Source organism: Candidatus Accumulibacter sp. ACC005 (assembly GCF_907163215.1).
In the GTDB taxonomy this organism is placed as follows: Bacteria; Pseudomonadota; Gammaproteobacteria; order Burkholderiales; family Rhodocyclaceae; genus Accumulibacter; species Accumulibacter regalis.
Genome location: NZ_CAJQUB010000005.1, coordinates 188,837 through 214,405, shown reverse-complemented (window position 1 = coordinate 214,405; position 25,569 = coordinate 188,837). Strand labels below are relative to the sequence as shown.

Below are 25,569 nucleotides of genomic sequence, written 5' to 3'. Positions count from 1 at the left end.
TACATACTATGATTACTTCGTTCCGCCACAAAGGGCTGGAAGCGTTCTTCCGCGCTGGCACGCAAGCCGGCATTCAGCCGATTCACGCCAAGCGCCTACGGGAAATGCTGGCCGCCCTGCACGCCGCCGCCGCGCCTGAAGACTTGGCCCGCCCTTCCTGGCGCCTGCATGGCCTGTCCGGCAAGCTCGCCGGCTTTCATGCGATGACGGTTCAGGCGAATTGGCGGCTGGTTTTCCGGTTCGACGGAACGGACGTGGAGCTACTCGACTACATTGACTATCACTGAGGCCCGACACATGGACATGCACAACCCCGCGCCCCCCGGCGACCTGCTCGCCGGCTGGCTGGACGACCTCGACATGAGCGTGACTGCGTTCGCTGCACACGTGGGCATCAGCCGCGTCATGCTGTCTCGTATCCTGCACGGCCACGCGGCCATCACTGCCGACATGGACCTGCGCTTGCACGAAGCCTTGGGCACGTCGCCCGGTTACTGGCTGCGCCTGCAGGCGCAACGCGACTTGTGGACCGCAGGTGAACGTGCCAAGGAACGCGCCCCGGTCGCACGACTCGCCGCCTGACCGAGTTTGCCGCGCCTATCCCGACGGGGAGAAAACCGGGCACCTTCCCCGGCTGGCGCGGCACCCTATTTGAAGGAGCGCAAAGAAGGAACGCGAAATGCAGTACGAGCTGAGACTGGCCGCCCCGAGTCTTGACGTGTTGCCGCTCGTCGCCATCGCCGAGGCCGTAGCTCGGGCGGCCGCGACTGCTGGAGATACCCCGTTTCACAAGCCCACCTATCAAGGGAAATTCCGCAAGCTACTGGAGTGGGTTGTAAGCGACGCGCGAGAGGGACAACTAGTAGTCACGGACCAAGACGGTAAGCCAGGGACATTCAACGAGGTTATCCAAAGAGCCAACGACGACGGCACATATAGCGAGGTCTTGAGCGGCCCTAGTTCAACCGACGTCGACCTGAGCATGACGCACGCACTGTGCATCTATACGACGCTCAGCAGTCTGAACGAATGGGCTCGTGAGCGAGGTGACGAGTTTTCAATATCTCGCGTTGGCTGGATTGATGAGCGCGGATGGATTGAACCCAATGATGTGGCGACAGAAAACCGATCGACTACCGACTCCATACTGACAGTATCGGGTCGAGGAAAAGCTCGGTCCGAGCCCCGCTATTCGGGACCGGGAAACACGAGCGTCGTCGTTTTCATTCGTGGCCGTGAAGCTATTCCGGTGCGCGCTATTCCGCTCGTGACCGGTAGGTGGATGTCGCCCGATGTGGTTGCAAAATCGCTCGCACACGCGGATTCAATGAATCGCTTTGAGGGAGTATATGCCTATCAACTGCTGGCGGATGGGGGATATTCTCAGGTCTTGCCTAGCGAGTGGGATGTTGTTGACGATCACTTGCAAGGGCTCGACAGTAGACTCAATGCTATGAGCGATGACAGTAAGCTAACTCGCCCGATTTGGCTGACCGAGTCGACAAAGCTGCTCCCAGTAGGAGTGTTCCTCTGGCGAGATGAGTTCGAGCGGGAATTCCGCAGAGGCTATTCACCTCCGCGCTTCACCTTGCTTCACGCGCGCCCCGGCGACCTGACACTGAAATTTTCGCCTCTGATTTCCTCGCCAGAAACGCGAGAGATAATTATGGAGGGCTTCGAGGGACTCCCACTGGCCGCTATTACTCCCCCCGTCCTTGGCGAAAAACCAGAGACGAGGATGTACGACGAAAGCGATGAGTCTGCGTGGGATGAATTGGAGCCCTCCAGCTATCACGAGCACATGGGACTGGCAGTTCTTGCTTCCTTGTACCCGACAGGGAAGCGTACCGTCAATGTGTCGGACGAAAGGTGCATCGAACTGGCGCGCGCTCCTTGTCTCCAAGCAGGGGATTGGATCGAGCTTAGCGGCGTTGGATTAGGAAAGTACGCGCACTATTACGTAGAGGAATCCGGTATCCGTTTTGTGAAATGGGATGAGCAAGCACTCATTTCTGCGCCCAGAGGGTGGCAACCTCCCATGCTTCGTGACAACGATACGTCTCCCCTTCTTTTCCCTTGTACACCCTGTCAGCTCCTACTGTTCGTCGATACCTTGTGCGCAGGAGTCCACCCATTCTGCGTGCCGAACGCTTTTCGACAGGCCGTAGCCGGGAGCGCGAAGCCCGCTGACAAGGAGCAGCGAGGGTTGGATGAGAAACAGTCGATCCACGCCGAACCTTCCAACGGTCGCGAAAACAATTATCGTCCGCACGTAGGTTGGCAGATTGCCTTGTACGATGCGTGGCCTGAGATTTGCAGAACTTACGGCAGGCAGCCGACAGCTATCGAGGCTATTCGATGGCTCAAGAGAAATGATAGCAACGGAACCATTCTGAACGAAGGCAACAGCACGGAACTATGTTGGAAGACTCAACGCGATGAAAAAAAGTCTGTGCATCTTGATGTTGTAAAAAACGTGATTTCTGCTTGGCGAACCAAAAATCGGCTCGTGAGCTAGTCATACATAAATCCTCCATAGATCATAGCTAGAGTCATAGCTATGATTATTCTTCACATCTATGCATTGACATTTATTCAGCAGGGTAGAAAGACGTTTTTCGAATGAGGAAAACGCCATGCAATCAAACTACCCCGCAACTTATATCCGACCCGGCGCAAAAGGGAGTACTGAGACAGTAGCCGCGCTGTTCAACGCAAAGGCACAAACTCCCCGCCGATCGTATTGCCTTTTTGGGCAATGGATGGGCATGGTGCCGACCAAACTACCAAACGGCCGGCTTCTCTGGGATCTTGACGAAGCCTGTCGAATACTACACGGCGAGCCAGTCAAGCCTGACGCGGCGGCGATAAGAGCGCATCACGAACGCAAGGCAGCCGCAGACCCTGCAAAGCTCCCCAAACACATCGCGCGCAAAGTCGCCGCCAAAGCAAAGCGACTGGCTACAGCCAATTCCACCGCCGACGCTGATAAGGCTCTGTCTTCCGGCGAGGTGGCGAATTGAAAACGCCCCCGAACCAAACAGCATTCGAGAGCGCCCCAAGCAAGCGCAATTATACACCGCAAGTCCCTTGCCCCGAATCGCTGCACACGATGTGCACGCCTGAATGGTCGGCGCCTGGATTCCTTGATAGCGAGGTGCCGGCATGATGATGGACAATCCTATCGAGCAATTCCGCGATGCGATCCAGGCATCGGGCCTGACGCCGCCGGACCGCATTGAGGCAGACGGCAAACTGCGGCGCTTCGCCAGCAACGGCCGGCGCAATGATGATGCCGGCTGGTATTTATTACACGGCGACGGCGTACCATGCGGCAGCTTCGGCGACTGGCGCACAGGCCTGACGCAATCCTGGCGGGCCGACATTGGCCGCTCACTGACGCCCGTAGAAGAAACCACGCACCGGGCAAAGGTCGAAGCCACGCGACGCGAACGCGAAACCGACGAAGCGCGGCGACAGGCCGAAGCCACCAAAAATTCAGCCGCGATCTGGAGGGCAGCGACGACGGCAACCGCCGCCAATCCATATTTGAAACGCAAGGGTGTTTCGCCGGTAGCGACCCTGCGCGAAATCGATGTCGCTGAGGCCGCCGCGATCCTGGACTACTCGCCGAAATCGAAGGGCGCACCGCTGACCGGGCGTTTGCTGGTGGCGCCTGTCAAAGTCGGAGCGACCCTGTCGACGCTAGAGCTGATCGACAGCGACGGGCACAAGTCGGCCCTTTATGGTGGCGCGAAGATAGGTGGATATTGGGCGGCACAGTCACTGCCAGATACCGACGGGCCGGAGCCGCTGCAAATATTCGAGGGGGTAGCGACGACGCTGTCCGGGAAGGAGGCGAATGGCTACCTGAGTATCGCGGCACTCTCCTCCGGCAACCTAATCGCGATGGCGACAATCATGCGCGAACGCTACCCGACGAGGCCGTTGGTCATTGGTGCTGATCTCCTCAAGGCGACCGGCGAGCCTGATCCTCACGCGATAGAGGCGGCGCGATCCGTCGGCGGCACGCTGGCAATCCCCGACTTCGGCACTGACCGACCAGACGGCGCGAAAGACTTCAACGACATGGCGCTGCTATGCGGATTGGAAGCCGTAAAGCGCTCCATATCCGGCGCAGCGACGCTGGCAAGGGCAGAGGATCAGGTGGGAGGGAAAAGCAGGCCAGCGGCTGATTCTGCCAGCCCTGCATGGCCTGAACCGCAACCGCTGCCAAGACTTCCGAAGGTGCCAGACTTCCCGCTGGATTTGCTGCCCGATGATCTGGTGGATTACGTTCGAGATGCCTCGGAACGAGCACGATTTCGGCCGGACTTCGCCGCGGTGGCGATCATGGCCGCTCTTGGCAGCGTCATCGGCAGAAAGATCGGTATTCGCCTGAAGCGCTGCGACGACTGGACGGAGTACGCTAACGTCTGGGCTGCAATGATTGGCCCGCCGTCTGCGCTAAAGTCGCCTGCGGAACGTGCAGCCATGCGACCGTTCAAGAAGCTGCAAGTCGCGGCCGACGATCTGCACCGGCAACAACGGGCCGAACACGACCTTAAGGCGGAAGCATTCAAGTTGCGCAAGGATGCAAAGCGGAAGAAAGTCGTCGAAGCACTGGCGAAGGACTCCAGCACCGCAGTCGATCTGGGTGATGAGGAACTGCCTGCAGCGCCTGTTGCGCGGGCCTACTGGACAAGCGAGCCGACGGCCGAAAAGCTTGGCGTGATGCTGGCCGAGAATCCGCATGGACTACTGGTTGAGCGCGACGAGCTGTCGTCGCTGCTGGTCAAGTTGGAAGACGATCGTAACGCGACGTTGCGGGGCCTGTACCTGTCGGGGTGGTCCGGCAACGAGGGATACCGATTCGACTCAATCAGCAGGGGCACGACGGCGCTGCCAAAGTTCGCGCTTTCCGTTGCCGGCGGAATGCAGCCTGGGCCGCTATCGCGCTACGTGCGCAGCGCATATTCAGGCGAACGGGCGGATGGCCTGCTGCAACGATTCCAACTGATCGTCTGGCCGGATTCTGAACCGTTTGCGCTTGTCGATCGATTCCCGAATCGCGACGCACGCACCGCGGTGGACGCCCTGTTTGAGCGGGCAGATAGCTTTGACCCGATCGCCATGGGCCAGACCGACGGCTTCGGCAACGACCCGCCATTTGTTCGTCTCTCCGGCGAAGCGCAAGGCCATTTCAACGAGTGGTACGTCAACTTCATGCAGAATCGCCGATCTGTCGAGGCATCGGCCGACGAGAGCGGACCAGTATCGGCGCACTTCGGGAAATACCCTGGGCTTGTCGGGAAACTGGCGCTGATCATACACGTTGCCGATGACCCTGCTGGTACGGAGGTATCCGAGCGAACCATTCTCAAGGCGTTGGCGTGGATTGACTACCTGACGCCTCACGCGCAGCGCGTCTATCACGCGGCGGAGCACCCCGAAACGGGAGCGGCCGACCTGCTGCTCGCACGGATGCGGCGCGGCGAATTGCCCGACACCTTCAAGGCTTGGGAAATCTCGCGCAAGGGATGGCATGGGCTGGCCGACCGCGAAGCCGTCAAGAAAGCGTGCCGTCTGCTGTTCGAGTTTGGCTGGCTGATCGAAATACAGGAAGGTGGCGTGTCGAACGGTGGCAGGCCTGGCGATCCGGTCTACGCCGCGTCTCCGGCGGCGAAGCCATGACCGACTACCTCGCACTTCTCAGGCAGAAAACGCCAACGGAGGCAACTGCACAAACTGCAAAAAGTACTTTACGCAGTTTATGCAGTTCGCCCACAGCGCTTAAATGCCCCATTTCCTCAGAGATCACCTCGTGGCGCTGGCTGGTCCACTTCGCGGACCGCGACTCGTTGGAAGTGTCTGTATCGCCCGCTGCGAGTCATGCCGAAGTTCTCGCCAGCTATCCAGACGCACTGGCGGCTGAAACGTTCGTGGCAGAACTTGAGGAAGGTGCGGCGCCGATCACTTGCCACCAAGAAAGCGCCGTTGTCGGGTGGCTGGCCGACATCGGCGAAACCGACCATGCGATCGCTACCGACGTGCTGATCAGATGCAAGCAAGACAGCGAGGCGCGTGCGTACTACCTTGGCCGTGCGCGTCGCGCTGTAGGAGACGGCCTTGACGACCGGCGATTCTGTACGCAGTGCGAAAACCTTCGGTCTGGCGTGTGCAGCGTCGCCAAGCCCGGTGGCGTGGTATCTGCGCCCCGAGGCTACCGACCAGTACCTGACATACTGCATCGCTGCGCCGGCTATTCGCCGACCACCAATTGTCTGACGAGGGCGACGTGAACATGACAGCGGAAAGCACGACGATGAACAAGACGAAGATACGGGCGACATCCAAGGCAGACGAAGCACCTCGCGAGAACACGCCTTGCGAAGCCCGTTCAAGCGGTGACGAAAGCAAGTGCAATATGGCGCGCTTGACTACCTCGCCCGAGTTGGCGGCGTACAGGGTAATTGGTGCCGCTGAAGCAACTACATCAGTTGGCGACCATATCGACGTGCCAACGATACTGGAGCAATTGCGAAACGAGGCGGCAGCTGTGCATTGCGGCGATCTGTCACGAACGGAATCGATGCTGATGAATCAGGCCACGGCGCTGCAAACGTTGTTTGCACGGCTGGTCGAGTCGAGCATGAAAGCCGGAATGCTGCCACAACAAGAAACAGCGATGCGCCTGGCACTAAAAGCGCAGAGTCAGTGTCGGGCGACGCTGGAAACGCTGGTTGCGATCAAGAACCCGCCGATTGTCTACGCCAAGCAGGCCAACGTGACGACCGGGCCGCAGCAGATCAACAACGCCGCGGCGGCACCCTCGCGGGCGCGCGGAAAGAAAACCAAGCCAACCCAACTATCAGGAGAAAACCCATGAGCTACTTTCGGACGCCCGAACATCGGGCGCTGCGCGCGGAGTTGATCCGGCGCTGGAAACCTTGGGAAAAATCGACCGGGCCAAAGTCCGAAGAAGGTAAGGCACGATCCGCGACGCGCGGTTTCAAGGGCGGCCACCGGGCCATGCTGCGTGACGTGGCGCACGTGCTGCGCGAACAAGCCGAAACGTTGAAGCGCACCCCGTAAGGCGCGTGTCAGCCACCGACCGACGCAGATCGCCGAGCAGACAACGGACATTGCCTCGTTGTGGGATTGAAAAAAACCGGGTTCAAGTTTCCGCACGAGCTGGACCCGGATACAAGAGCTCCGTTGCTTCGTTCGAGATCGACCAGAACAAAGTCATCAAGTATCGCTTCTGGAGCAAGACTGACGGGCTGGAAAAGGCCATGAAGCACCTTGGACTGTACGAGCGCGACAACGATCAGAAGACCAATCCGCTACGTGGACTGCTCGATTCGTTGAGTTGTGTGGCGGTCAAAGTATCAAATGGAAAGTCGAGGCGGAAGCAATGAAGTCGGCGGAGAGTCAGAAGGTCGATGTCGGCATTTCCGCAGTAGCGCTTGGCGGCAAAAACGCTGCGCCAGGCGTTTGTCCAGCACGCTCCTTCCCTAGTTATCGATGCTGGAGTGACAGCTCGCCAGCCATAGAAGGACTTCTGCGTGTAGGTCATTGCTGACGGTCACGCAAATCGCTTGGTAGGTTTTGGATGGACGGCCATGCGGATGCGAACGCAAACCGGGCTTTCGATCGTTTGCCGACATAGGACCGTACCCGCCGGTGACGGAAAATGGAAGCGGACCTTCGCCAGAAATGCCGAACATGCGGAAGCTGCCTTTCGTCTATCCGCAATAAGTATTCCAGATTGACCGGTTCCTACGCAGCGTCTGGAACCATTCGGTTTGAAAATCATTGGTAAGTACCGTTGAAAATGAGCGTGAAGGTCTTCCAATCCGCAAATTCAACATTGCCAACCGGGCTTCAAGCATCAAGGCGTGACCACTCGTCACGCCGTCACTCCCAATCCGCATTGTTGAAGCCCAGCATGTTGGCGTTCTCCGTGACAGCCCGCTTTGTTTGATCTGACGCACCGGATGGGAAGGCCACTTCAATTTCCAGTGTGACCTTGATCTCCGCATTGGGGTCCGCAGCCAGTACCGCGATAATTTCCTCTGCCACTTGAACCAAACGCATTCTTGCGGTCGCCGAATTGATAGTGACGTTGCCGTGAAATGCGCGGGGCTTGGGCGTCGGCGCAGGTCCGGGGGGCGTCTGTGCTGACTGCGAATCTCCGAGCGGTGTCGGGCCGGGAGATTGCGGGCCAGGCCCTGGCGGCGTTGGGTCGGGCGGGATGACCGGTGGAATCGCCGCCTCATACGCCTTGGCGACATCGGGCTCAATCAACAGCAGAGTATCGTCCAGTTGCACGTTGGCATCGCCGAATTTAAAGCCGTCGAACTTGCCTTCATGCTGGCTGTAGGCGGTACCAAAGAAATCTCGGCTGCCTGTGCCTTTGACAATGGCTTGCTCCAGCACTTGGCGATCCTTCAAGCGTGGCAAATAGAGGTAACGCAGGGTGTCTTCCCAGAAGGCCATTCCGCTAATGGCCGACTTATCTGCCTTCCAGTAGAGTTTCTTCAACTCCGCCCGCAGATGAATCGGCGACCAGGTCGTAATCACCAGCACGTTGTCGATGCACACGCGCTCAATCTCTGGCCCCAGCGCCGCGCCGCCGGTATTGAGCGGGAAAACTTCCACCGACGGTTTTGCGGTCGGCGTGTCCTGCCCCGGGCATAGCAACCACTTGTAGCACTCCCGCGCCACACGCGGCTGCACATCCTCCGCCGTGACCAGTTCCTTCTTTGCCTGTTGCGTTTGAAGATTGTCCAGCGTCAGTCGCAGTGCCGCGACATCTTCTACTATGGAGTTCCAGGCTAGGGCCACGCGGATGCAATCCCGCAGTCGTGTCAGCGCGCCGTGATCCGGCGCGAGGAAGAGCAATCGGTTACCGCGATACCGGAGCGTGGTGCCGTGGTTCCTGACATGAGCAAGCACACCAACGAACGCGGCGCGAGACTCTTCACGCGAGAAGAACTGCTCGGGCGGCAACACAATGAGGCGCAAGGCACTGTCATCCGGCACATCGCTGTGCGGGGTAAAGATATGTGTGCCATCACAAAACGAGTTGTTGCTGGTGAGGCGCTTGAGGATTTCGGCCATGCGTCCCCGCACTACGCCGTCTTCAAACCGCTTCTTGCGCTCTTCCATTTCGCGCCGCAGGTTGGCGCGGGTGTCGAACCAATAGCGAGTCGCCTCCTGCGACTTGTCGCCCGACGAGTTCAGGTAGTGCAGTCGATCCGCAAGCCGGTTCAACGCATCGGAATACAGAGAAGACGTTTGTCCCGGCTGAAGGCAGCCCAGCAGCACCCGCGCCCGGTCGGGGCCGCGTATGCCGGGCCTGGTGGTCACGGACGAGGGGGCGCTGCCCAAGAACACGGTACGCGCCACACGGCGGGCCGCCTGTACCGAACCAAAGCGTGCCTCCTTCGTTTCCAGTACGGTGGTCTCGGCCCGCTCGCCATCAATGTCGCGGTCGATCACCGGGTCCCAACCCGGCCCAAGATAGTAGACAAGTTCGCTGCGCGCACTGCCATCGTAGAGCGGCAGACTGCCGGGCAGAATCATCAGATCCTTGTTGTTGTCCTGCCATAGCCGGTAGATAACCTTGGCCATCAGCTTCAACACGCCGCGCGTGCGCTGGAAACCCTCAATGGTCGTCCACTCTTCGTAGAGTTGAGTGAACACTTCCGGGTGGATGGGATAACTCTGCAGCATCCGGTCGAAGTAACGGGCTTCCTGTGTTTCCTGCGGCACCTTGGCACCCTCATCCACATAGGCATCAGCAAACGCCCGACAGACCAGATCACGCTCCTTAGCGTCGCGAATCGGCTCGAACAAGCGTCGCCGGACGATCTCGAATGCCTCCTCGGGTGCCACCGTTTTCCACAGCGCCTGCACTCGATTGAAGACCGCTTCCAGCGACTGCAACGCCGCTACGCCACGCGGCCCGCCAGCCTGGCTGTTAGAGTCCGGTAAGGAGGCCAGCACCACTACATTCGGCACCAGCTTGGCCGCCTCGGTCAGCGATTGAATGAAGGACAGATTGCTATCGTAGGTACCGCCGCTGAGTGCCTGGCTCTCCACGAATTGGCGGATGTACACGACCAGTTCATCCATCAGCACCACGCAGGGCGCACACTTGGTAAGCAGCGTGCACAGCACATCCTTGCCCGGCGAAGTGCCGTTGGCATCGGCATCGTTCACCAGCGCAAACCCTTCCGCCCCCCTCAGTTGCCAGGCCATTTCGCCCCACAGCGTCCGAATGGCCTGCTTGCCTCGCTGCCACGCTTGGCCAGGGGCATGGGCGGAGCCATCCAGCACCGCCACCTTGGACATCGGTACATCCATTACCCCCGCATGATCCAGCAGCGCCGGAATACCGAACAGGTCGCCCAGCGCACACTGGCGACTCGCCAAGTGATACACCGCCAGCATGGTGTGAGTCTTGCCGCCGCCGAAGGACGTCTGCAACTGGATGACCGGCTCGCCGCCCTTGCCATTGAGCCGCTGCGCCACCTGGGTGAGCAGCTTACCCATACCTTCAGTGATGAAGGTGCGCTCGTAAAAAGACTTTGCGTCGCCGTATTCCGAAGTCGCTCTGCCGGTTCGCACGGCGGTCAGGTCGGCAGCAAACTGGGATTGCTGGAACGTGCCGTTCAGCACGTCGGGATGGGGCACGATAACTTCGCGCCAGGGTTTCAGGCTCATGGTTGAAATTCCATTGCGGTTACGCAGCTTCTAAGTGAGACCACAGATTCTCAATGAGTCCCGGAATATGCCCCTGCCACTCCAAGCGTTCGTCTGCGCTATTTCGCTGCATAGCGATCCATGAAAGCGCTTGACAAACGTCATAAAGGTTCTTGGCGGGCTTGGCCGCACCGGGGACGGTGTTGAGCAGCTTGACTGGCTTTTCACTCGGCTTGCCACCAGCGAACAGGTCTAGCAACTCCACATCCGCGCCAATGCGGCAGACGTGCAGGGTGCGGCAGGCAGCCTTCTTTCCCCACCGCTCGGCCAAGTGTTCATCGACCCAGCCTTCAAATTTTGCCAATTCGATCGGCGATCGCTCCCATTGCACCAAACGGTCCAGATCGGCTTTGACCTTCTCCAATCCTTCCGAAATGATTTTTGGAATCACGTCTAGGTTCAAGTTCTCGTCGTGAATATCTCGTAGCGCGGCTTTGGTCTCGCCGATGACCAGGCCATTGGCGCACACAAAGCGGAACCACCCGAACAAGATCAACAAGCGACTTGAGCCATCCACGGAATTGAAACACTCCAGTCGAAGGGCCAACTTATTCCCGTCGCCCGGCTTATGTGAAAAACTGTCAGGAAAATAGGCGCGAAAATTCATCCATTCGCCGAGCGGCGTAAGACCCACTTCGCACCGCAACATGCTCGGGTCGATGTCATGCGCTCGAATGCCTTTCAGACACATTTCCACCACGTCAGCATGCTGCGTCAGGCCGTAGGTGTTTGACACCACACCCACGGGTATCCGCTGCTCGGTCACCGACACCGGCACTCTGACCACTGCTCGGATGTGCGGGTTGGCAGGGCCATCAGCGGTAGCCTTGAAATCCTCGAGGACGAAGCGTGGTATGCGCTTCGACAAGGCGTCCCATTTCCCGGCCAGGAACGTGGCGTCGCGTGCACGCCAGCGCACCGTTTCATTGGTGAGCTCTAGTGGATCTTCTGAAACCGGTTCGAGCACTTCTTGGGTAAGCAACAGATTCACGTGTTGGGCCTTCTATCTTTCAAAGAGTATCCCTTGCCGGTCAGCAGGTTTAGGCACGCTGTTGGCCGCAAATTCGATGCTGCTCCAACTGGTGATGAGCTCGTTGTAGGCGCGGGCGTCTTCGGCTTGGCCGAGGCGCTCGCACAGGGTGTAGAGCCGGTAGGCGAGTTGACGCACCGCTTCGGCTTTGCCACCGAGAGCGGCGAGGAGCACACCGGAGGCGGACTCGCCGCCTAGTTTCAGCGCACGGATGAGCTGGTGCAGGGCTTCCCAGACTGGCGTGCGGGTATCGGTGCGCGGGTCCCAGTCGGCAGGGTATTCGGCCCACTTTAGCAGGCGCACTTTGCCGCTGCCGCTTTGCAGCACCCCGGCTTGCTTCATGGCGTCCACACTGGTGGATTTGGATCGGGCCAGCACGTCGGCTTCGCCAAAGACGCTTCCCGTCCAGCCGTGTTGCTCGAACCAGTGCAAGCAGAACTGAGTGTCGGCATCGAAGTCGTCTTCGGCAAGGAAGCGGTTAATGAGTTGGAGGGCGGTACGGACGCTCATGGGCGAGCCGTCGGCTTCCAGCACAGCGGCGTATTTGGAGAAGACTGCCATGCCTGGCCCAATAATGGCCTGAGAAAGGTCCACCGGAGCCACGGGCGAACGCTCGTCGCCCGAACCTTTGGTCATCTCGTCGAGCGCCTCGGGCAGCACACCGTTCAGCTCGCGAATGAACTCACGCCGGGAAACGGAGGGTGTGTCCGCGGGGCGTTTGCGACAGACGAGTACTATGCTGGATGCTAGGGCGTTTGAACCCATTCCACGCATTCGGAACTCTTGCTCGCTGCGTAACGGCCAGGTTCCAACAATAGCAAAACCGCTTTTTAACACTGCGCTTAGAAATGTCTCCCATCCTGTAGATGAGGTCTCCGCCGAATCGTTCGTTTCTGATTGCTTGAAAGCGTAATAGATTGTGATGGGACCCTCCGGATGGGCTTGGTCCGACAGATTGCTAATGACTTTGGTCATCCCGTCCAAGAAAAACAGTTTGGCTTCATCTTTGGAGCCGTGACGGATCGGTGTCGCCACCAGCTCTTCGGCTTTTGGCACCGTCATAGTAGCTAGTGTCGAGGGAAAGACTGAACGCAATGAGCGACGCAGCCAAATGTAGAAAAAATCGGACAAATCAGCGTAGCCGATGTTGTCATAATAAGGGGGGTCGGTAGAAACCACCTTCTGCCGTGACACCACTTGAGTCTGCGCGTCTGCCTGTGTCGAAAAACCACAGGCAGATGGTGACAGTTTCTCAATGCAATCTGCGATGTATTCCGATGCGGGAGCGAACCCACCAACTGTATCTGCAAGTATGGCAGCCTCGGGGTAATCCCACGTCATCGAAACAGTTTGTTTACCAAATAAGTTCATTACCTTTTGATTCCCTGGCACCCAGCGCGTCAGCGTATTGGAGAAGTCCGCGCAGCGATCAACAGCAAAAGCGAGATATACGCTCACCGCTTCTGCGTAGGCGATCGCCCCTACGCCACCAGCGTCGAGTTTCTTCCCGTCGTCAGGGAGTCCATTTGCGATAGCATCTTGACGAATATGCTCGCGCGCCTCGACAACAAGATCAGTAAGTGTTGTTAATGCCACCAATTGTCGCGGTGTGAAAAGCTCAGACCACTTTGACATGCCATAATTGCCAACCCGGAATCCTAGGGCCTGCTGAAAGAACTCTATTTCCGGTTTCCAATCCGGCATTGCTGAACGGGCTACACTTTCGCTTTCTTGATCGGGGGGAAGGTAAATCCGACCGCGCCTTCCTTCGGCAACAATACTCATCAAACGCTGCCCCATACGCCCATTTGTGGCTTCTTTCCTGATGTATTCCGCAGCGATTGGCGTACCTGAAATAAGACACCTGAAATTTGCACCTTTTGCCTTTGTGCCTGCTGCCGCATCATGAGGTGGTGTGCCTACTTCTACCGTGAAGATAAATTTATCGCCATCGACAACGGGTTTCACGTAGGCTTCCTTGCCTTTTTTATTCGAAAGAATAAAGGTTGAGGCGAGCGGGACATCTGTGTGAGAGAAAGCGGGGTTTGGACTTTTGACCGTTCGCGCCCAAAGCCATGCGATCACGGCGGCTTTCTTGCCGACCAGCGCTTTTAGGTCCGGTCGTTCCTTTGCCATCGCGACGGTTATTTCTACGTCCGGATAATGGTGACCAATGCGTTTGTGGGCTTCTGCTCGAATCCACGCTCCGTAGCGACGCACATCATCCGCAAGTCCCGTGGCGCCCGGCCAAGATCGCGTGAGGCCAAGTTTCCCGCCTTTTTTTGCATCCACCTCTCGCCCGACGGGGGCGCGCCCGGAGAACTTAGGCGGGATTTCGATCATCGCCTTGTTGACTAGCACCGCCACAGGGTTCAGGTCAGTAGCATAAGATTCCAGCCCGAGCCGTTGCGCTTCGAGCGGGATAGCCCCGCCGCCCGCAAATGGATCGTGAAAGGCTCGGAGTTTATCTGGATTGAACAGGTCAGTGGCCTGCGGGTGGTCCTTGTTGAGTCCACAAACCTCGCGCCATGAACGGCGAATCTCGGCGCGAGCGCGCTCCAGCACATCCTCATTGGTGCTGTTCTCCCAAAGCACGAGGTCTTCGATGATTTTGAACAGGCGCTTCCGCTCGATGGCAGCTTCCTTCTTGTTCGTCCCATATTTGAAACCTCTGCCAATGTTCGAGCCGGGATCGTTGACTAGCTGCGCAAATAGAATAGCCCTCGCTGCTGCCAGCGGTCGCCGCGCCCACCAAAGATGAATCCCACGAGGATGCGCTCCGATACCTGGCATTTTCTCGTAGGCGCACGCCGCATTGATTGCATCTAGCGGGAGGGTGACTTCGATAAGCTTGCGGGGGGATTTAATGGGAAAGTCGGACATGGAAATGAGAGCCTAGCCGGTAAACTGAATTTCTTGGAGGTGTCGTTCTGCCGCCGCCCCGAGCTTCCAACGAAGCAGTGAAAAGAACTGTGGCCACGGGGACTCCACATTGGAGGAGAGAAGTCGGCGGGCTAAGGAGAGTAGAACATCATCCGGCGATGCGCCCGGCGAACGTTCTCGTGCGGTTTTTATTTGCTTTTCAAGTTGAGCACGGACAATACGCCGAGCCTGGTTCAGGCGAAAACATCCTAAGTTTAGGTGCTCGATTGTTTTCGCCACGAACTCTGCGCTATCGGCGTAACGATGATTCGGAATGATAGTGGCGGCACAATTTTCGAGATGGGGTTCCGGCGTACCATCAGGTGCAAATTTGAAAAGCAGGGGAAACGTAGGTAACTCGTTTGGGGCGAGAACCCAACCCTCGGGCGACTCAGGGATGATTCCTTTTTCAATCAAATAGCCTTTGAACGCGTCACAACTCAGGTTTTCAGGAAGCGGAAAGAGGACTTCCTCCTGCTCTTCTTTATCCTGTTTGCTACCACCAAGGCATACCGCCCATAGATTAGGCCAGTGAAGATTCCAGTTTAGCGGGCTAACCGTGTCTGATTTCGGATGGAAATGCTCGACTCGCTGCTCAGATTTTCGACTCTCAATGGCAGAGGGGGAGCAGTCACTTGCGATCTGTACCTCACAAAACGCGCAAAGGCACCGCTGCCCACGCACGAGAGTTGCCTTGGTGTCCCGCGCTGCTTGTTGACCACCATGGAACGGGTCGTCCCGCATTTCATCCCACGTACCCTCAGGTTTCGCCCCTCTGTAGGTGGTTAGGGAAGGTGGTTCTTCGAACTTCGCGCAACGCTTCACTTGCCCTCCTCCCACTTGATATTTTCGATTTGCAGGTCCGCGTCTAACAAGCGCGGTTCCTGCCCCTGGCTCCACTTGTCTAGCCTGGCACGAAGCGCCAATGCCTCCGGAGTCTCCCATTTGCGAAGGTCGATCATGCGGAGATACTTATCCAGCATTCGCGCCATCTCGGTATCTGGACGCGTCGATACTTGAAAAACACTCTCCAGAATCCTCTGTGCCTCTGCACCGTCCGTTCCAGCTGGGGCAGCGAAGATGTTGCCGTCTTTCAGGATGCGCAGACACTCGCTCCGAACTGTAGTGACAACCTGAGGGCTGTGCGTGGTCCCGACGAACTGAACGTGGGGGAAGGCCGTCTGAAGCGTCGCAAGGATGAGTTGTTGCCAAAGCGGGTGTAGGTGCATTTCCAATTCGTCGATAAGGACAATTCCCGGCGTTTTTTTCGCTGCATGCTCGCCAAAAAATGGATTCAGCCGAACACATCGATGAGCGAGATCTCCGACGAGGGCTACCATGTTTCGCACGCCGTCGCTGAGGCGCGTCAACGGAAGGCGTCCTTTCTGAGGATGTTCCAGCGCGATATAGCCCGGCCGAGGAGTTCGACCGTCGTGATATGGCCTCGCAGGTTCCCACACTATAGTTGTCCAGCCGGTGGGTTCGAGCACAGTGCTGACGGCATCACGAACAGCCGTGACGTGGTTTTCTGGCCGTGCATCAAATCCAACGGCACGAAAGCGAGGGTCACTGACCTGATCCCACTTCTGACCGAACCAAGCGGAGAACGATTTGTAAGAAGACGGGGGCGAGAGACAATCCAGATAGGCTGACGCACGGGCAGGACTGGCCTCAGCCAGCCAACGCTTGCCTTCGGTAAGGCGCTGCTCGTCGTAGAGCCGCCCTGTTCCGTAGTAGGCGACAACAGGCAAGACCGTGGGCTGGTCGTCGGACGGATCGCCGTTGTTTGCGTCCGATCGGTCAGCTAGACGCGTGGCAACCCGTCGGACGTGCTTGGTACCCTTGGTCGATGTTCTGGCGTGAAAACTATCCTTACCGAGAACACGACTCCAGGAAACAGGCTCTCCATCGACCTGACCATCAACTTGGAACTCGGTTGGAAGCTGTGACTCCATCTCATCCTGAACTCCGCGCTTCAGATGAACATCGCTCCGCTCAAACCCGCGAGGTTGCTTGCCTCGGTCGACCGTGGTCACAAATTCTTGGAGAGCCAGACGCAGCGCATCAAGCAGCGCCGTTTTCCCCTGTGCGTTCTCGGCGACAAGAATCGTAAGCGTGGGGTGCAGGTTGACCTCGCAGGCAGCAAAGCAGCGGAAGTTCTTGAGCCGCAGACGATCGATTCGCAGGAGGTGGGTTGGCTCGCTCATGGTGTCTGTGCCTTCTGCAAAAGTGCCTTAAGGTCGTAGTTGACGGATGACACGCCCCAGCCGGGTTCTTCCTTGAAGGGATGCTGCACGTAGTGCGGGCCGTCGACGGAGTCGTCATCGCCGACAAAGACGATGGCGAGGTGATACTTGTTGCCCTGATTCCAGCTTTCAAAAATTTCGTTCTTGGTCACCGTGACCGTAATTGCGCCTTTGACGCGGCCTTTGACTTCGATGTGGCGAGCTTCGGGCAAGCGGCCATTCGGCGCTGGCGCATAGGAAGTAATGTCCCAGCCACATTTCTGGGCGGAGACATCGACCACACGGCAGCCACGTTCCTCTTCGGCGCGACGCACTGCGTTCATGGCCAGTTGCTCGATACGCGAGCGTGCCTCGGGGTCCGCGGAGAATATTGCGCCAACCGGGACAACGTCGCCGCGCAACCGCCGCAGTAAGCCCGCCGGTATGACCAGCGCCCCGCTGAGTACAACCGGCGTGGCCGAAGTGACATGGCGCATGGACTGTAGTTCTTTCTTGCGAATCTCCAACCGGGCTTCGAGGTCACTGAGGATGCGGCGGACGTTTTCCAGATTGAGCCGCACGTCTTTGCCTGCGGCTTTGTCGTCGGATAGCTTGATGAAACGGTCGGACCAGTAATCGATCTCTTTGGTCAGCCGCTCATGGACGGCAGCGAGGGTCTTGTCCACGTGAGCGATGCGGCGCCCGGCGATTTCGCTGAAGTGCTCAGGAACGAGGGTCTGAGCAGCAAGCGCGAGGGCACGATTTTCCAGCCCAGCGCTCAACCAGGGCGCAGCGAGCGTTCCGGCCAATAGCGGGCGGTCGACAACCGCGAGCGGTTCGAGATCGAGGTGCGGCGCCCAACCGGCAAACGTGGCGCTGGCGTCGGGCAGCACGCGGATGAATTGCAGGCGCTTGGAAATGACCTGGCCATCGCCCGATTTCACTTCGTGGGTGAGGAGGAAGAGTAAGGAAGGCTGATCGCCTTCATCCGCCGGATCAACCAACAACGTGCCCTGGCGAAGCAGATTGGCGTGCTGCTCGAGCAGGACGTCGCTGAGGGCGAGCATCAGCGGGTGTCCGGGGTGAATCATGTTGGCGAAGGCGAGACCGGCGCGGTCGGTCGGGCGCACGGCAGCCTTGGTGAAGCACACCCGCTCGTAGCGGCGCAGGACGGGCGCGAGTTCGCGTCGGTTGCGCCCGGTGATGAGGCGATCACGCTCGCGCAACTCGGCGGGTACATGAGTGATCTCGAAACGCTCGGACTCACGCGGGTAAATAGAACCGCCGAGCGACTCAAAGCCTTTCATGAAGAAGGAACGAACAAAATAAGGCTGAAGGCGGCGGGCCTCCGCCTTTTCCATTTCTTCCTTTACCGTAAACAGGCGCTCGGGGCTGAGACTTTCCTGAGCCAGCGCGTCTCGGTTGAGGATGGTCATTAGGTATTCGCGGTCAAGGACGTTGTCGATGGTCTGATTAAGGCGAGCACGTACATCTGGTTGGTCACCGTAGCGGATGGCCTCCAGTAGCATGTCCTTGAGACTGTTGCCTTCGAACACTTCACCAAGGACATTAAAAACTTGGCCATGTAGCGCCTCGCTGACAACCTGAAGCTTTTCAAGCAGGCGGAAATAGACATCGCCCTCTCGGGTTTCCTTGGCGACAAGGTTCCAGAGGTGGCAAACCTCTTGTTGCCCGATGCGGTGGATACGCCCGAAGCGTTGTTCGAGGCGGTTGGGGTTCCACGGCAAATCGTAGTTCACCATCAGATTGGCGTTTTGCAGGTTGATGCCTTCACCGGCGGCATCGGTGGCCACCAGCACGCGGATGTCGGGGTCGGATCGAAACAGAGCCTGCGTCTTTCGCCGGTCATCGCGGTGCACTCCACCATGAATGACGACGATGGCGTCATGGCTGCCCAATACACCGGCGATCTTTTCTTGCAGGTAGTTCAGGGTGTCGCGGTGCTCGCTGAAGACAATGATCTTGCGCATCCGCCCTCCCGCATCACGCATCTGTGTTTCGTTTTGCAGGATGCGTGAGAGTTCGTCCCACTTGCGATCTTTGCCGGACGCGACCAGCGCGCTAGCCTGTTGTTCGAGAGATTGCAGGATGATGATCTCGCCTTCGAGTTCGGCGATACTGCGCGACGCTGTGGTCTGATCCACCAACGTTTCTTCCAGGCTCTCCTGCTCCTCGGCGTTGAGGTCGTCGTCGTCGTCGGGAACCTCGGCGAGAATGGGCTGATCACACACGCCCACGCGCTCATTACGCAGGCGACGTTCGAGACGTTCGCGGCGGCGCTTGAGGGACTGGAAGATGGCTTCTGGGCTGGAGGCGAGACGGCGCTGGAGGGCGGCAAGCGCAAAGCCAACCGCGCCTTTGCGCTTGCCGTCGAGCTGGTCGGCCTTGCCCATTTCGGTCTTCACATAGTCGGTGACAGCTTCGTAAAGCGCGGACTCAAGATCGGAAAGCTGGTAATTGACCGTGTAGGCGCGGCGCTCGGGGAACAGCGGAGTCCCGTCGAACTTGACCAGTTTTTCCTTCACCATGCGGCGGATGAGATCGGAGCAATCCACCTTGTGGACGCCGTCGCGAAACTTTCCATAGAAACGGTCGGAGTCGAGCAGGGAGAGGAACAGCTGGAAGTCCTGCTCCTTGCCGTTGTGCGGCGTGGCCGTCATCAGTAGCAGGTGACGCGTCTGTGCCCCGAGCTTTTCGGCCAATCGGAAGCGGCCGGTCTTCTCCAACTTGTTGCCGTAGAAGTGGGCGGCGAGCTTGTGTGCTTCGTCAAATACCACGAGATCCCAACCCGCCGCGCAGAGCTTCTCTCGTAGTTCTTCGTTACGCGCCATCTGGTCAAGGCGAACGATGAGGTGGTCAATGTCTTCAAACGGATTACCACTTGGCGTGGCAGCTTCCAGGTCTCGGGTGAAGACACGGAATTCCAGGCCAAACTTCTCGAACATCTCCTCGCGCCACTGATCGACCAAACTACCGGGGGCAACGATGACGATACGCCTGGCGTCGGCGCGCATGATGAGTTCGCGGATATACAGCCCGGCCATGATGGTCTTACCCGCGCCGGGGTCGTCCGCAAGCACAAAGCGCAAGGGCTGGCGTGGCAGCATGGCCTCGTAAACCGCAGTGATTTGATGTGGTAGCGGCTCCACATTCGAGGTGTGGACGGCCATCATCGGGTCGAATAGAAACGCGAGGTCGATGCGCTTGGCCTCCACGGTGAGCTTGAACGCTTCGCCATCGCCATCGAATGACCAGGGGCCCTCAACGGTGGCAATCGACAGAGTGGCTTCATCGGCTCGATTGAGCAGGCGCTCTTTGACGCCACCATCGGACGTGCGATAGATGACTTGCACCGCGCCGTCAGCAATCGGCACCACGGCAATGACCGTCCTGATGCCATTGGGGTCAAGACCAGTGAGCGCAAGACCAGGGGTGATGGTATCGAGGGTAATCATTTCTTCTTTTTGGTCTTGGTGGAGGGCTTGCTATCGACAATCCATACGTACAGCTAAGAAATCTCGATACCCACCCGCCCACGATGGTCATGGAACATCACCGCAATCATATTCGCGATGGAGCCGTGCCCACTGACAGCCGCGGTACGCTGAAGTTGTTCGAGATTTATCGGCAATGCACTTTTTTCGTGGTCTTCTTACTTCCAAGCAAGCTTAGCATTTTCCTTCGGCGACAGAGTCTGTGCAATGCGACTATGCTATCCGTGATCTTTGGTTTACGGAAAGTCTTGGTTCATCAAACGACGGCTGACGAAGATAAATCTCGCATCGCACGAGCTGATCAGCTGTGGGGGCAGATGGTGCACCAGATGGGTCAGCAACACGGGATGGGTCCCCCCGCGCCCAACGCTTTTCTTCGTGACCGCGCATCCAATGGCGGCTTCCGAGTGATCGAGCCGAACGAACGTCGGCTTTGGGGCCAACTCCCGAGCAGCGCGTGTTTGCCGGGAGCTGGCCAATGTCGATCGGACGAGAGGGCACTGCTGCCGCTGTTCTATCAGCTCAAGATTGCGTCTTGATCGAAACAGAACGATGTGTTGTTGATGACACGCGGGTGCAGACAACAACGGGCCAGAGGCCAGGAGAGTCTATTCAGACTGGCCCGTACGCACAGCGCGCTGATAGAGGTCGACGGACAAGGCAGCAAGGTGTTCCGGTGTCGCGCGATCGCCCTGGGCTTCGAGGACGGCCTTCAGGATACCTTCGAGGACGACCGTGTCGAGTGCCGGTGGCTGTGGCCCTTCGGCATCGTCGGTGTTGCCAGAGGCAGTGGCAGAAGCTCCTACTTCGTGAGCCGCGATAGGTCGGCCGCGCCCTGTCGCGAGCCAGTCAATGGTAACGCCCCCGGCGGCGGCGATGGCCAAGGCCTTGTCAAGCGCGGGCATTCGTCCGTGGTTAAGGTACATCCGGAGCACGGACTCCGCGAGGCCGCACTTTCTGGCAAAGAACGCCACGGAGCGGTCGCCGATGAGCCGCTTCAAACGGGCCGCAAGCGCACCTGTTTCGACTTCAGGAATTGGAGGGTGGTCGTCCACCTGATCTGACGTCGCTCCACCTGGTAGTGAGCCCCCATCGGCCAACTTCTTGACCATCATTCTTCCTTCAAAGTCGGCGGTCCTCAGGCCGAAAAGCGAGAGCAGACAGCATCAACGATCGCCATTGACGCGTCGTCGGGATGAATCGACTGGTCGCGTTCACGAATGGCCTGCATCGGCCGATCGTTGCCCATTCAAAAGCCGAGATTGTTCCGAATCCACGTCCCCAAGCCGAAGCGCAGCCGATGACATCAGAATTCGGCATAGTCGTAATCTTCGCATTGTCATCGTCCGAGAGTGTGGCGATCACCACGCCAACGGCCTCGTCGATCGTCGCTGGCTACTGTTTCTGAGTCATCAACGTTTGCTCTTTCGCCAGGCCCAAGGCGGTGTCGGCTGACGATCAGCCCACAACCCTGCGCTCTTCGCGCGGGCCTCATGCTCTGCAAATTCGTAGCGTCCAGCATCCTCTGCCGCTTGATCCTTCGCGTATTTTTTATACCACCATGCGAGCCCCATCGTGATCTGCGCGAGGCCAGCGTCCAGCGTCTTCGGGCAGGTCCGACAATCGGCAGGTTGCACCATGACCTTGCCCACGATGCGCCGGTAGCGGTCGCGCTTCACCCATCTCACGTCGACCTGTTTGCCGAACAAGAGCGCTGACATGGTTTGCTTCGATCGTTGCCCGAACGGCTGGGCCTTCTCCGGAGCGTCGATGCCTGCCAGCCTGATCTTGTGCTGTTGGTGATTGGCATCCAGTACGGTAACCGTATCGCCATCTGCCACGGCCACGACGGTTCCTGTCAGGGTTTCGGCGCCAGCTACCGCGCTGGCCAAAAGAATCAGAGGGAGCAGGAGATATCGAAGGCGCACCACCACTCCCACACGATTCGCGAGGAGGCCACTGCCATCGCATATCCCTTTGGCCAGCGCTTCGGTCATCCGGCCCTAGATCATCTTCACGGGCGGCGCCGCAACGTTGGCTGGGAGTGGGCGGTTACGTGCAGCAAAGCGAGCTATCAGTTCTGAGCGTGTCATGCCACCATTCTACTCGGCTCGTTTCTCTAAGTGACTGCTTCGGCCTATCGGCCGGGGCATCGTCCGACCAACGATTCAGATCGCGGCTGCGCACGATCCAACCGTCCTCGTTATGCATTGGCGATCTTTGCCCACTTGTCTTCATGGGGTAGGAGGACGTCTTTGACCTGAAAACTTCTATTTTTTTGTTGCGTCGTACCGAGTTGTTTATTACCGCCTCTTGCGTCTTCGGCTTCGGTTTTTGACATAACAAAGAAACGAGAGGTCTTGTCTTCTGCAACGATGACAACAACTAAGAAGTCGTATTTCTTGTCGATACGGTCAATGGCGTTATTTGTGCTCTTATTCCTAAGCTCGGTTGCTTTCACTTGAATGCGCAATACTTTGTCATTCGCTAAGATTGCGGTTAGATCAAAATCAGGTTGATTTTTATTAATGACTGGGTAAGCCTCTATGTCTTGCTCCAGGAGGCACGCAAGAACACGATATTCGCCATACTTCCCGACATACTTCATTGATTGGCCTCATGCTTTCTTGCCAAATAGGTAGAGAGTGCGGAAACGATACCGACAACCAACTCAGCTTCAACGAATGTTGGCTCTCTTCCTTCGCGGATATGACGTGCGTTTTCAGATGCGTATCCCCATACTTTTGCAATAGCCTCGTCTAGAGGGCGAGGAACAATCTCTGGATAACGTTTAATGATGTCGCCGAGAGTGGCTTTCTTATCCCCGCACGCCTCACGAGCTACGCATTCAAGAGTCGCCATCGAATGTTGAATAGCGCCCGTCACATCGGGCGACGGGCGGCGAGACAAGTCGCGTAGCGCCTCGCGTAGTTCATTGCGAGCCGTAGGGAATCTTCGCATTTCAAGTTGGCGTTCAGCGGTGATAACAACTTCCTCGAACACCTCTGGGCCACGCATTTCGATGAGACCCGCTGACAACTTCCAGCCTATGCCAGCGTCCATAAAGTAATCGTTCAACTCGCTTTCGAACTTATCGGCATCGTAGGGAAATTGCATCTCACGCATGACGGTGACAAGCCCTTCGATGATTTCGTACACGCGGTACCACTCACAGTCATCGACAAGTTTGTGCACTTCGTTATCGATGTTTGGGAACTCAGTCCAATTGTTTGCGTTTGGGCGTTTCCGGAGCAATCGACAAACCACAGTGCGAAGGCTCTCTGGGCGAAAGCCGCACTCGTAAGCGAGTTCCACGACAACGCCGCGCAATTCGTGCGGAGCGTCTTGGCGCACCAAGATGTCCATCTCGTGCGATTGGTGGAATCCGTATCTCTGGGAGAATCGCTCAGTCATATCAGCCGGTTGTCATGAGACACAAACCTAGTTATCGGGCGACGCTTTCGCACCATAGCTCGGGCGCCTGTTTCTTGGTGTGGCGTCGGCTAACACGCTGAAAGCATCTTTTAAGCATCCATTGCGGCGTACGTTCGCCGATTCTACGTGGAACTCGGAAATTGCCTAAAGCGGGCGGAACCTACGAAGCTAGGTCGATAGCATACGCCAAGATCGCTGGAATGGCTGTTTCGGGCAAACTTCTTAACCGTCCGTCTGTCCGTGCGGGAGCGAGGCCTGCCCTATGTCTCTCGTCATGAATGTGCTCGGGTCGCTGCTCGATCAATCCGCCACCTGTGCCATCGCGAAACAGCGACATCACCGCGTGTTGCCTTTCTCGCTATCGATAAACGCGAAACGCTCCTTTCGCAAAAAATGCCGAAGGTCCGTCTATCTGATATTATTGTGACTGTCACGTAAAAGAAGAGGAAAGCGATGCCGGACAGTTCTGTGACAGTCACCAAACGAGGCAGGCCGCCCAAGGGTGAGCGACCGATGAGCGACAACGAGCGTAAACGTGCTCAGCGGACGCGCGACAGGCGGGCGGCCATAGACGCCATAGGCGATGAGCAGAATGCTTCGCTACGGGCGCTGCTGGCGATCCTGACGCGTGTCGAAAAGTCGGAACCAGCGCGGCGCTCTGCACAACGAGCTTGGGCCGAGATTGGGCGGCGATATGGTTTCGTGAGTGTCACGAAAGACCAGCGGAGCACTGAATAAACACCGTGGAGGTACAGAGAATGAGCGAAAAGACGAAAGCAGAAAACCTGCGGCCTGGTTGGAAACCCGGTCAAAGCGGAAATCCCAAAGGCCGACCCGCGGGCAGCAGGAACCGCGTCACCCTCGTGGCATTGGCAGCGATGGAGGAAGGTGCCGCCGCTATCGCCAAGAAGATCGTGGAAATGGCCAGGCAGGGCGACATAAGCGCGGCCAGACTGGTACTCGAACGGCTGGTGCCACCGGCAAAGGAGCGCCCGATCTTCGTGACCCTGCCGGATACAAGCTCTGCTGATGGCGTCGCGCAAGCTCAGGCGGCCATCCTGCAAGCGGTGGCGGCCGGCGACATCCTACCCGGAGAGGCTGCGACCTTGGCAGGTATCGTAGAGGCACGCCGCAAGGCGGTGGAGACTCAAGAGCTTGAAGCCCGTATCAGCGCACTCGAAGTGAAAAAATGAACGCCTTGCAGAAACGGGTGAGCAAGCTGGAACGTCCAGTCGGCGCTGGCGAACAGCTCAACTGCATCGTCCACATGATCGAGCCGGGCACCGGGCGGGCAACGTCGCACCTTCGGCTGATTGCTGGCGGTGGTGTTGTGGAAATCGACGAGGAAGGAAACGCGACCGAAGCACGCAGCACTGAACTGGAAACAGCGAAATGAGCACCGCGCTGGAGCGTCGCATGACCAAGCTTGAAGCAGCGGCACACCCCGAGGCAAACCGCGTCGCCCTCATAGTCAGGCGAATTATCCGAGCAGGTTCCGGCGAGGTTGTTCGAGCGATCATCGGCGAGAAGGTTGTGGACCGCCAGACCGACGAATCGGAAGACGATTTCATGGCACGGTCGAAGGTCGAAGCCTTGACCGGCACTCACCGGCGACCAAGCCGCGTGATTCTGCTGTCCGAACAGGATGTCGGACTGTGAGCCCCTTGCA

Annotated in this window: 23 protein-coding genes; 13 read left to right on the top strand and 10 right to left on the bottom strand. The window is 58.1% G+C overall.

Features of this window, described 5'->3' with window-relative positions; translation table 11 throughout:
* Nucleotides 1-8 precede the first annotated feature (8 nt).
* From QZ613_RS06075 to QZ613_RS06040, 8 genes are all read left to right on the top strand, one after another.
* Nucleotides 9-287: a type II toxin-antitoxin system RelE/ParE family toxin gene (locus tag QZ613_RS06075; protein WP_291981814.1), complete on the top strand. Its 279-nt coding sequence runs from the start codon at nucleotides 9-11 to the stop codon at nucleotides 285-287.
* The gene (locus QZ613_RS06070) at nucleotides 274-582 is read left to right on the top strand and encodes a HigA family addiction module antitoxin (RefSeq protein ID WP_366144429.1); all 309 of its coding nucleotides are present in this window, start codon (nucleotides 274-276) and stop codon (nucleotides 580-582) included. The genes QZ613_RS06075 and QZ613_RS06070 overlap by 14 nt, the downstream gene beginning before the upstream one ends.
* A gap of 97 nt (nucleotides 583-679) precedes the next feature.
* Entirely contained in the window at nucleotides 680-2,518 is a 1,839-nt protein-coding gene (locus tag QZ613_RS06065) for a hypothetical protein (RefSeq protein ID WP_291981812.1), read from the top strand.
* A 118-nt stretch (nucleotides 2,519-2,636) separates the two neighbouring features.
* Nucleotides 2,637-3,023, top strand: coding sequence for a hypothetical protein (locus QZ613_RS06060; RefSeq protein ID WP_291981810.1), 387 nt, complete (start codon nucleotides 2,637-2,639; stop codon nucleotides 3,021-3,023).
* A gap of 142 nt (nucleotides 3,024-3,165) precedes the next feature.
* A complete protein-coding gene (locus QZ613_RS06055; protein ID WP_291981808.1) occupies nucleotides 3,166-5,694 on the top strand; it encodes a DUF3987 domain-containing protein in 2,529 nt (842 codons plus the stop codon).
* A complete protein-coding gene (locus QZ613_RS06050; RefSeq protein ID WP_291981806.1) occupies nucleotides 5,691-6,302 on the top strand; it encodes a hypothetical protein in 612 nt (203 codons plus the stop codon). Before QZ613_RS06055 ends, QZ613_RS06050 begins: the two co-directional genes overlap by 4 nt.
* A 23-nt stretch (nucleotides 6,303-6,325) precedes the next feature.
* Nucleotides 6,326-6,889 carry a hypothetical protein gene (locus QZ613_RS06045; protein ID WP_291981804.1) on the top strand — a complete coding sequence of 188 codons (564 nt, stop codon included), beginning with the start codon at nucleotides 6,326-6,328 and terminating at the stop codon, nucleotides 6,887-6,889.
* Nucleotides 6,886-7,095 carry a hypothetical protein gene (locus QZ613_RS06040; protein ID WP_291981802.1) on the top strand — a complete coding sequence of 70 codons (210 nt, stop codon included), beginning with the start codon at nucleotides 6,886-6,888 and terminating at the stop codon, nucleotides 7,093-7,095. The genes QZ613_RS06045 and QZ613_RS06040 overlap by 4 nt, the downstream gene beginning before the upstream one ends.
* Before the next feature lie 825 nt (nucleotides 7,096-7,920).
* On the opposite strand, the gene QZ613_RS06035 is transcribed toward QZ613_RS06040, so the two are convergent.
* From QZ613_RS06035 to QZ613_RS06010, 6 genes are read right to left on the bottom strand one after another with little or no spacing between them, the layout of a single operon-like run.
* On the bottom strand, nucleotides 7,921-10,734 hold the full coding sequence (locus QZ613_RS06035; protein WP_291981800.1) for a DUF499 domain-containing protein: 2,814 nt from the start codon (nucleotides 10,732-10,734) through the stop codon (nucleotides 7,921-7,923).
* A 19-nt stretch (nucleotides 10,735-10,753) separates the two neighbouring features.
* A complete protein-coding gene (locus QZ613_RS06030) occupies nucleotides 10,754-11,764 on the bottom strand; it encodes a DUF932 domain-containing protein (RefSeq protein WP_291981798.1) in 1,011 nt (336 codons plus the stop codon).
* A 12-nt stretch (nucleotides 11,765-11,776) separates the two neighbouring features.
* Nucleotides 11,777-14,686 (bottom strand): DUF1156 domain-containing protein, encoded by a 2,910-nt coding sequence (locus QZ613_RS06025; protein WP_291981796.1) that lies wholly within the window; start codon nucleotides 14,684-14,686, stop codon nucleotides 11,777-11,779.
* Nucleotides 14,687-14,698: 12 nt separating this feature from the next.
* Complete coding sequence (locus tag QZ613_RS06020; RefSeq protein WP_291981794.1) at nucleotides 14,699-15,550, bottom strand: hypothetical protein; 852 nt, start codon at nucleotides 15,548-15,550, stop codon at nucleotides 14,699-14,701.
* Nucleotides 15,547-16,932: an AAA family ATPase gene (locus QZ613_RS06015; RefSeq protein ID WP_291981792.1), complete on the bottom strand. Its 1,386-nt coding sequence runs from the start codon at nucleotides 16,930-16,932 to the stop codon at nucleotides 15,547-15,549. Before QZ613_RS06015 ends, QZ613_RS06020 begins: the two co-directional genes overlap by 4 nt.
* Entirely contained in the window at nucleotides 16,929-20,426 is a 3,498-nt protein-coding gene (locus tag QZ613_RS06010; RefSeq protein WP_291981790.1) for a helicase-related protein, read from the bottom strand. The genes QZ613_RS06015 and QZ613_RS06010 overlap by 4 nt, the downstream gene beginning before the upstream one ends.
* An 89-nt stretch (nucleotides 20,427-20,515) precedes the next feature.
* Between QZ613_RS06010 and QZ613_RS06005 the strand changes: the two genes are divergently transcribed.
* Nucleotides 20,516-21,004 (top strand): hypothetical protein, encoded by a 489-nt coding sequence (locus QZ613_RS06005; RefSeq protein ID WP_291981788.1) that lies wholly within the window; start codon nucleotides 20,516-20,518, stop codon nucleotides 21,002-21,004.
* A 69-nt stretch (nucleotides 21,005-21,073) separates the two neighbouring features.
* Here the strand turns inward: QZ613_RS06005 and QZ613_RS06000 are convergent, their stop codons facing one another.
* On the bottom strand, nucleotides 21,074-21,580 hold the full coding sequence (locus tag QZ613_RS06000) for a helix-turn-helix transcriptional regulator (RefSeq protein ID WP_291981786.1): 507 nt from the start codon (nucleotides 21,578-21,580) through the stop codon (nucleotides 21,074-21,076).
* Nucleotides 21,581-21,660: 80 nt separating this feature from the next.
* Here QZ613_RS06000 and QZ613_RS05995 point away from each other — a divergent pair, with 80 nt between their 5' ends.
* The gene (locus tag QZ613_RS05995; protein ID WP_291981784.1) at nucleotides 21,661-21,873 is read left to right on the top strand and encodes a hypothetical protein; all 213 of its coding nucleotides are present in this window, start codon (nucleotides 21,661-21,663) and stop codon (nucleotides 21,871-21,873) included.
* A 4-nt stretch (nucleotides 21,874-21,877) separates the two neighbouring features.
* Here QZ613_RS05995 and QZ613_RS05990 read toward each other — a convergent pair whose 3' ends face one another.
* The 3 genes from QZ613_RS05990 to QZ613_RS05980 form a co-directional block, all read right to left on the bottom strand.
* On the bottom strand, nucleotides 21,878-22,462 hold the full coding sequence (locus tag QZ613_RS05990; protein ID WP_291981782.1) for a thermonuclease family protein: 585 nt from the start codon (nucleotides 22,460-22,462) through the stop codon (nucleotides 21,878-21,880).
* 206 nt (nucleotides 22,463-22,668) lie between these two features.
* Nucleotides 22,669-23,073 carry a hypothetical protein gene (locus QZ613_RS05985; RefSeq protein WP_291981780.1) on the bottom strand — a complete coding sequence of 135 codons (405 nt, stop codon included), beginning with the start codon at nucleotides 23,071-23,073 and terminating at the stop codon, nucleotides 22,669-22,671.
* The gene (locus QZ613_RS05980) at nucleotides 23,070-23,879 is read right to left on the bottom strand and encodes an AbiJ-NTD4 domain-containing protein (protein ID WP_291981778.1); all 810 of its coding nucleotides are present in this window, start codon (nucleotides 23,877-23,879) and stop codon (nucleotides 23,070-23,072) included. The genes QZ613_RS05985 and QZ613_RS05980 overlap by 4 nt, the downstream gene beginning before the upstream one ends.
* Before the next feature lie 779 nt (nucleotides 23,880-24,658).
* On the opposite strand from QZ613_RS05980, the gene QZ613_RS05975 reads away from it, so the two are divergent.
* Genes QZ613_RS05975 through QZ613_RS05965 form a run of 3 tightly spaced genes read left to right on the top strand, consistent with a single transcriptional unit; the run spans nucleotide 24,659 to nucleotide 25,559 of the window.
* Complete coding sequence (locus QZ613_RS05975) at nucleotides 24,659-25,093, top strand: DUF5681 domain-containing protein (protein WP_291981776.1); 435 nt, start codon at nucleotides 24,659-24,661, stop codon at nucleotides 25,091-25,093.
* Nucleotides 25,090-25,296, top strand: coding sequence for a hypothetical protein (locus QZ613_RS05970; protein WP_291981774.1), 207 nt, complete (start codon nucleotides 25,090-25,092; stop codon nucleotides 25,294-25,296). The genes QZ613_RS05975 and QZ613_RS05970 overlap by 4 nt, the downstream gene beginning before the upstream one ends.
* A complete protein-coding gene (locus QZ613_RS05965) occupies nucleotides 25,293-25,559 on the top strand; it encodes a hypothetical protein (RefSeq protein WP_042334844.1) in 267 nt (88 codons plus the stop codon). Before QZ613_RS05970 ends, QZ613_RS05965 begins: the two co-directional genes overlap by 4 nt.
* Nucleotides 25,560-25,569 lie beyond the last annotated feature (10 nt).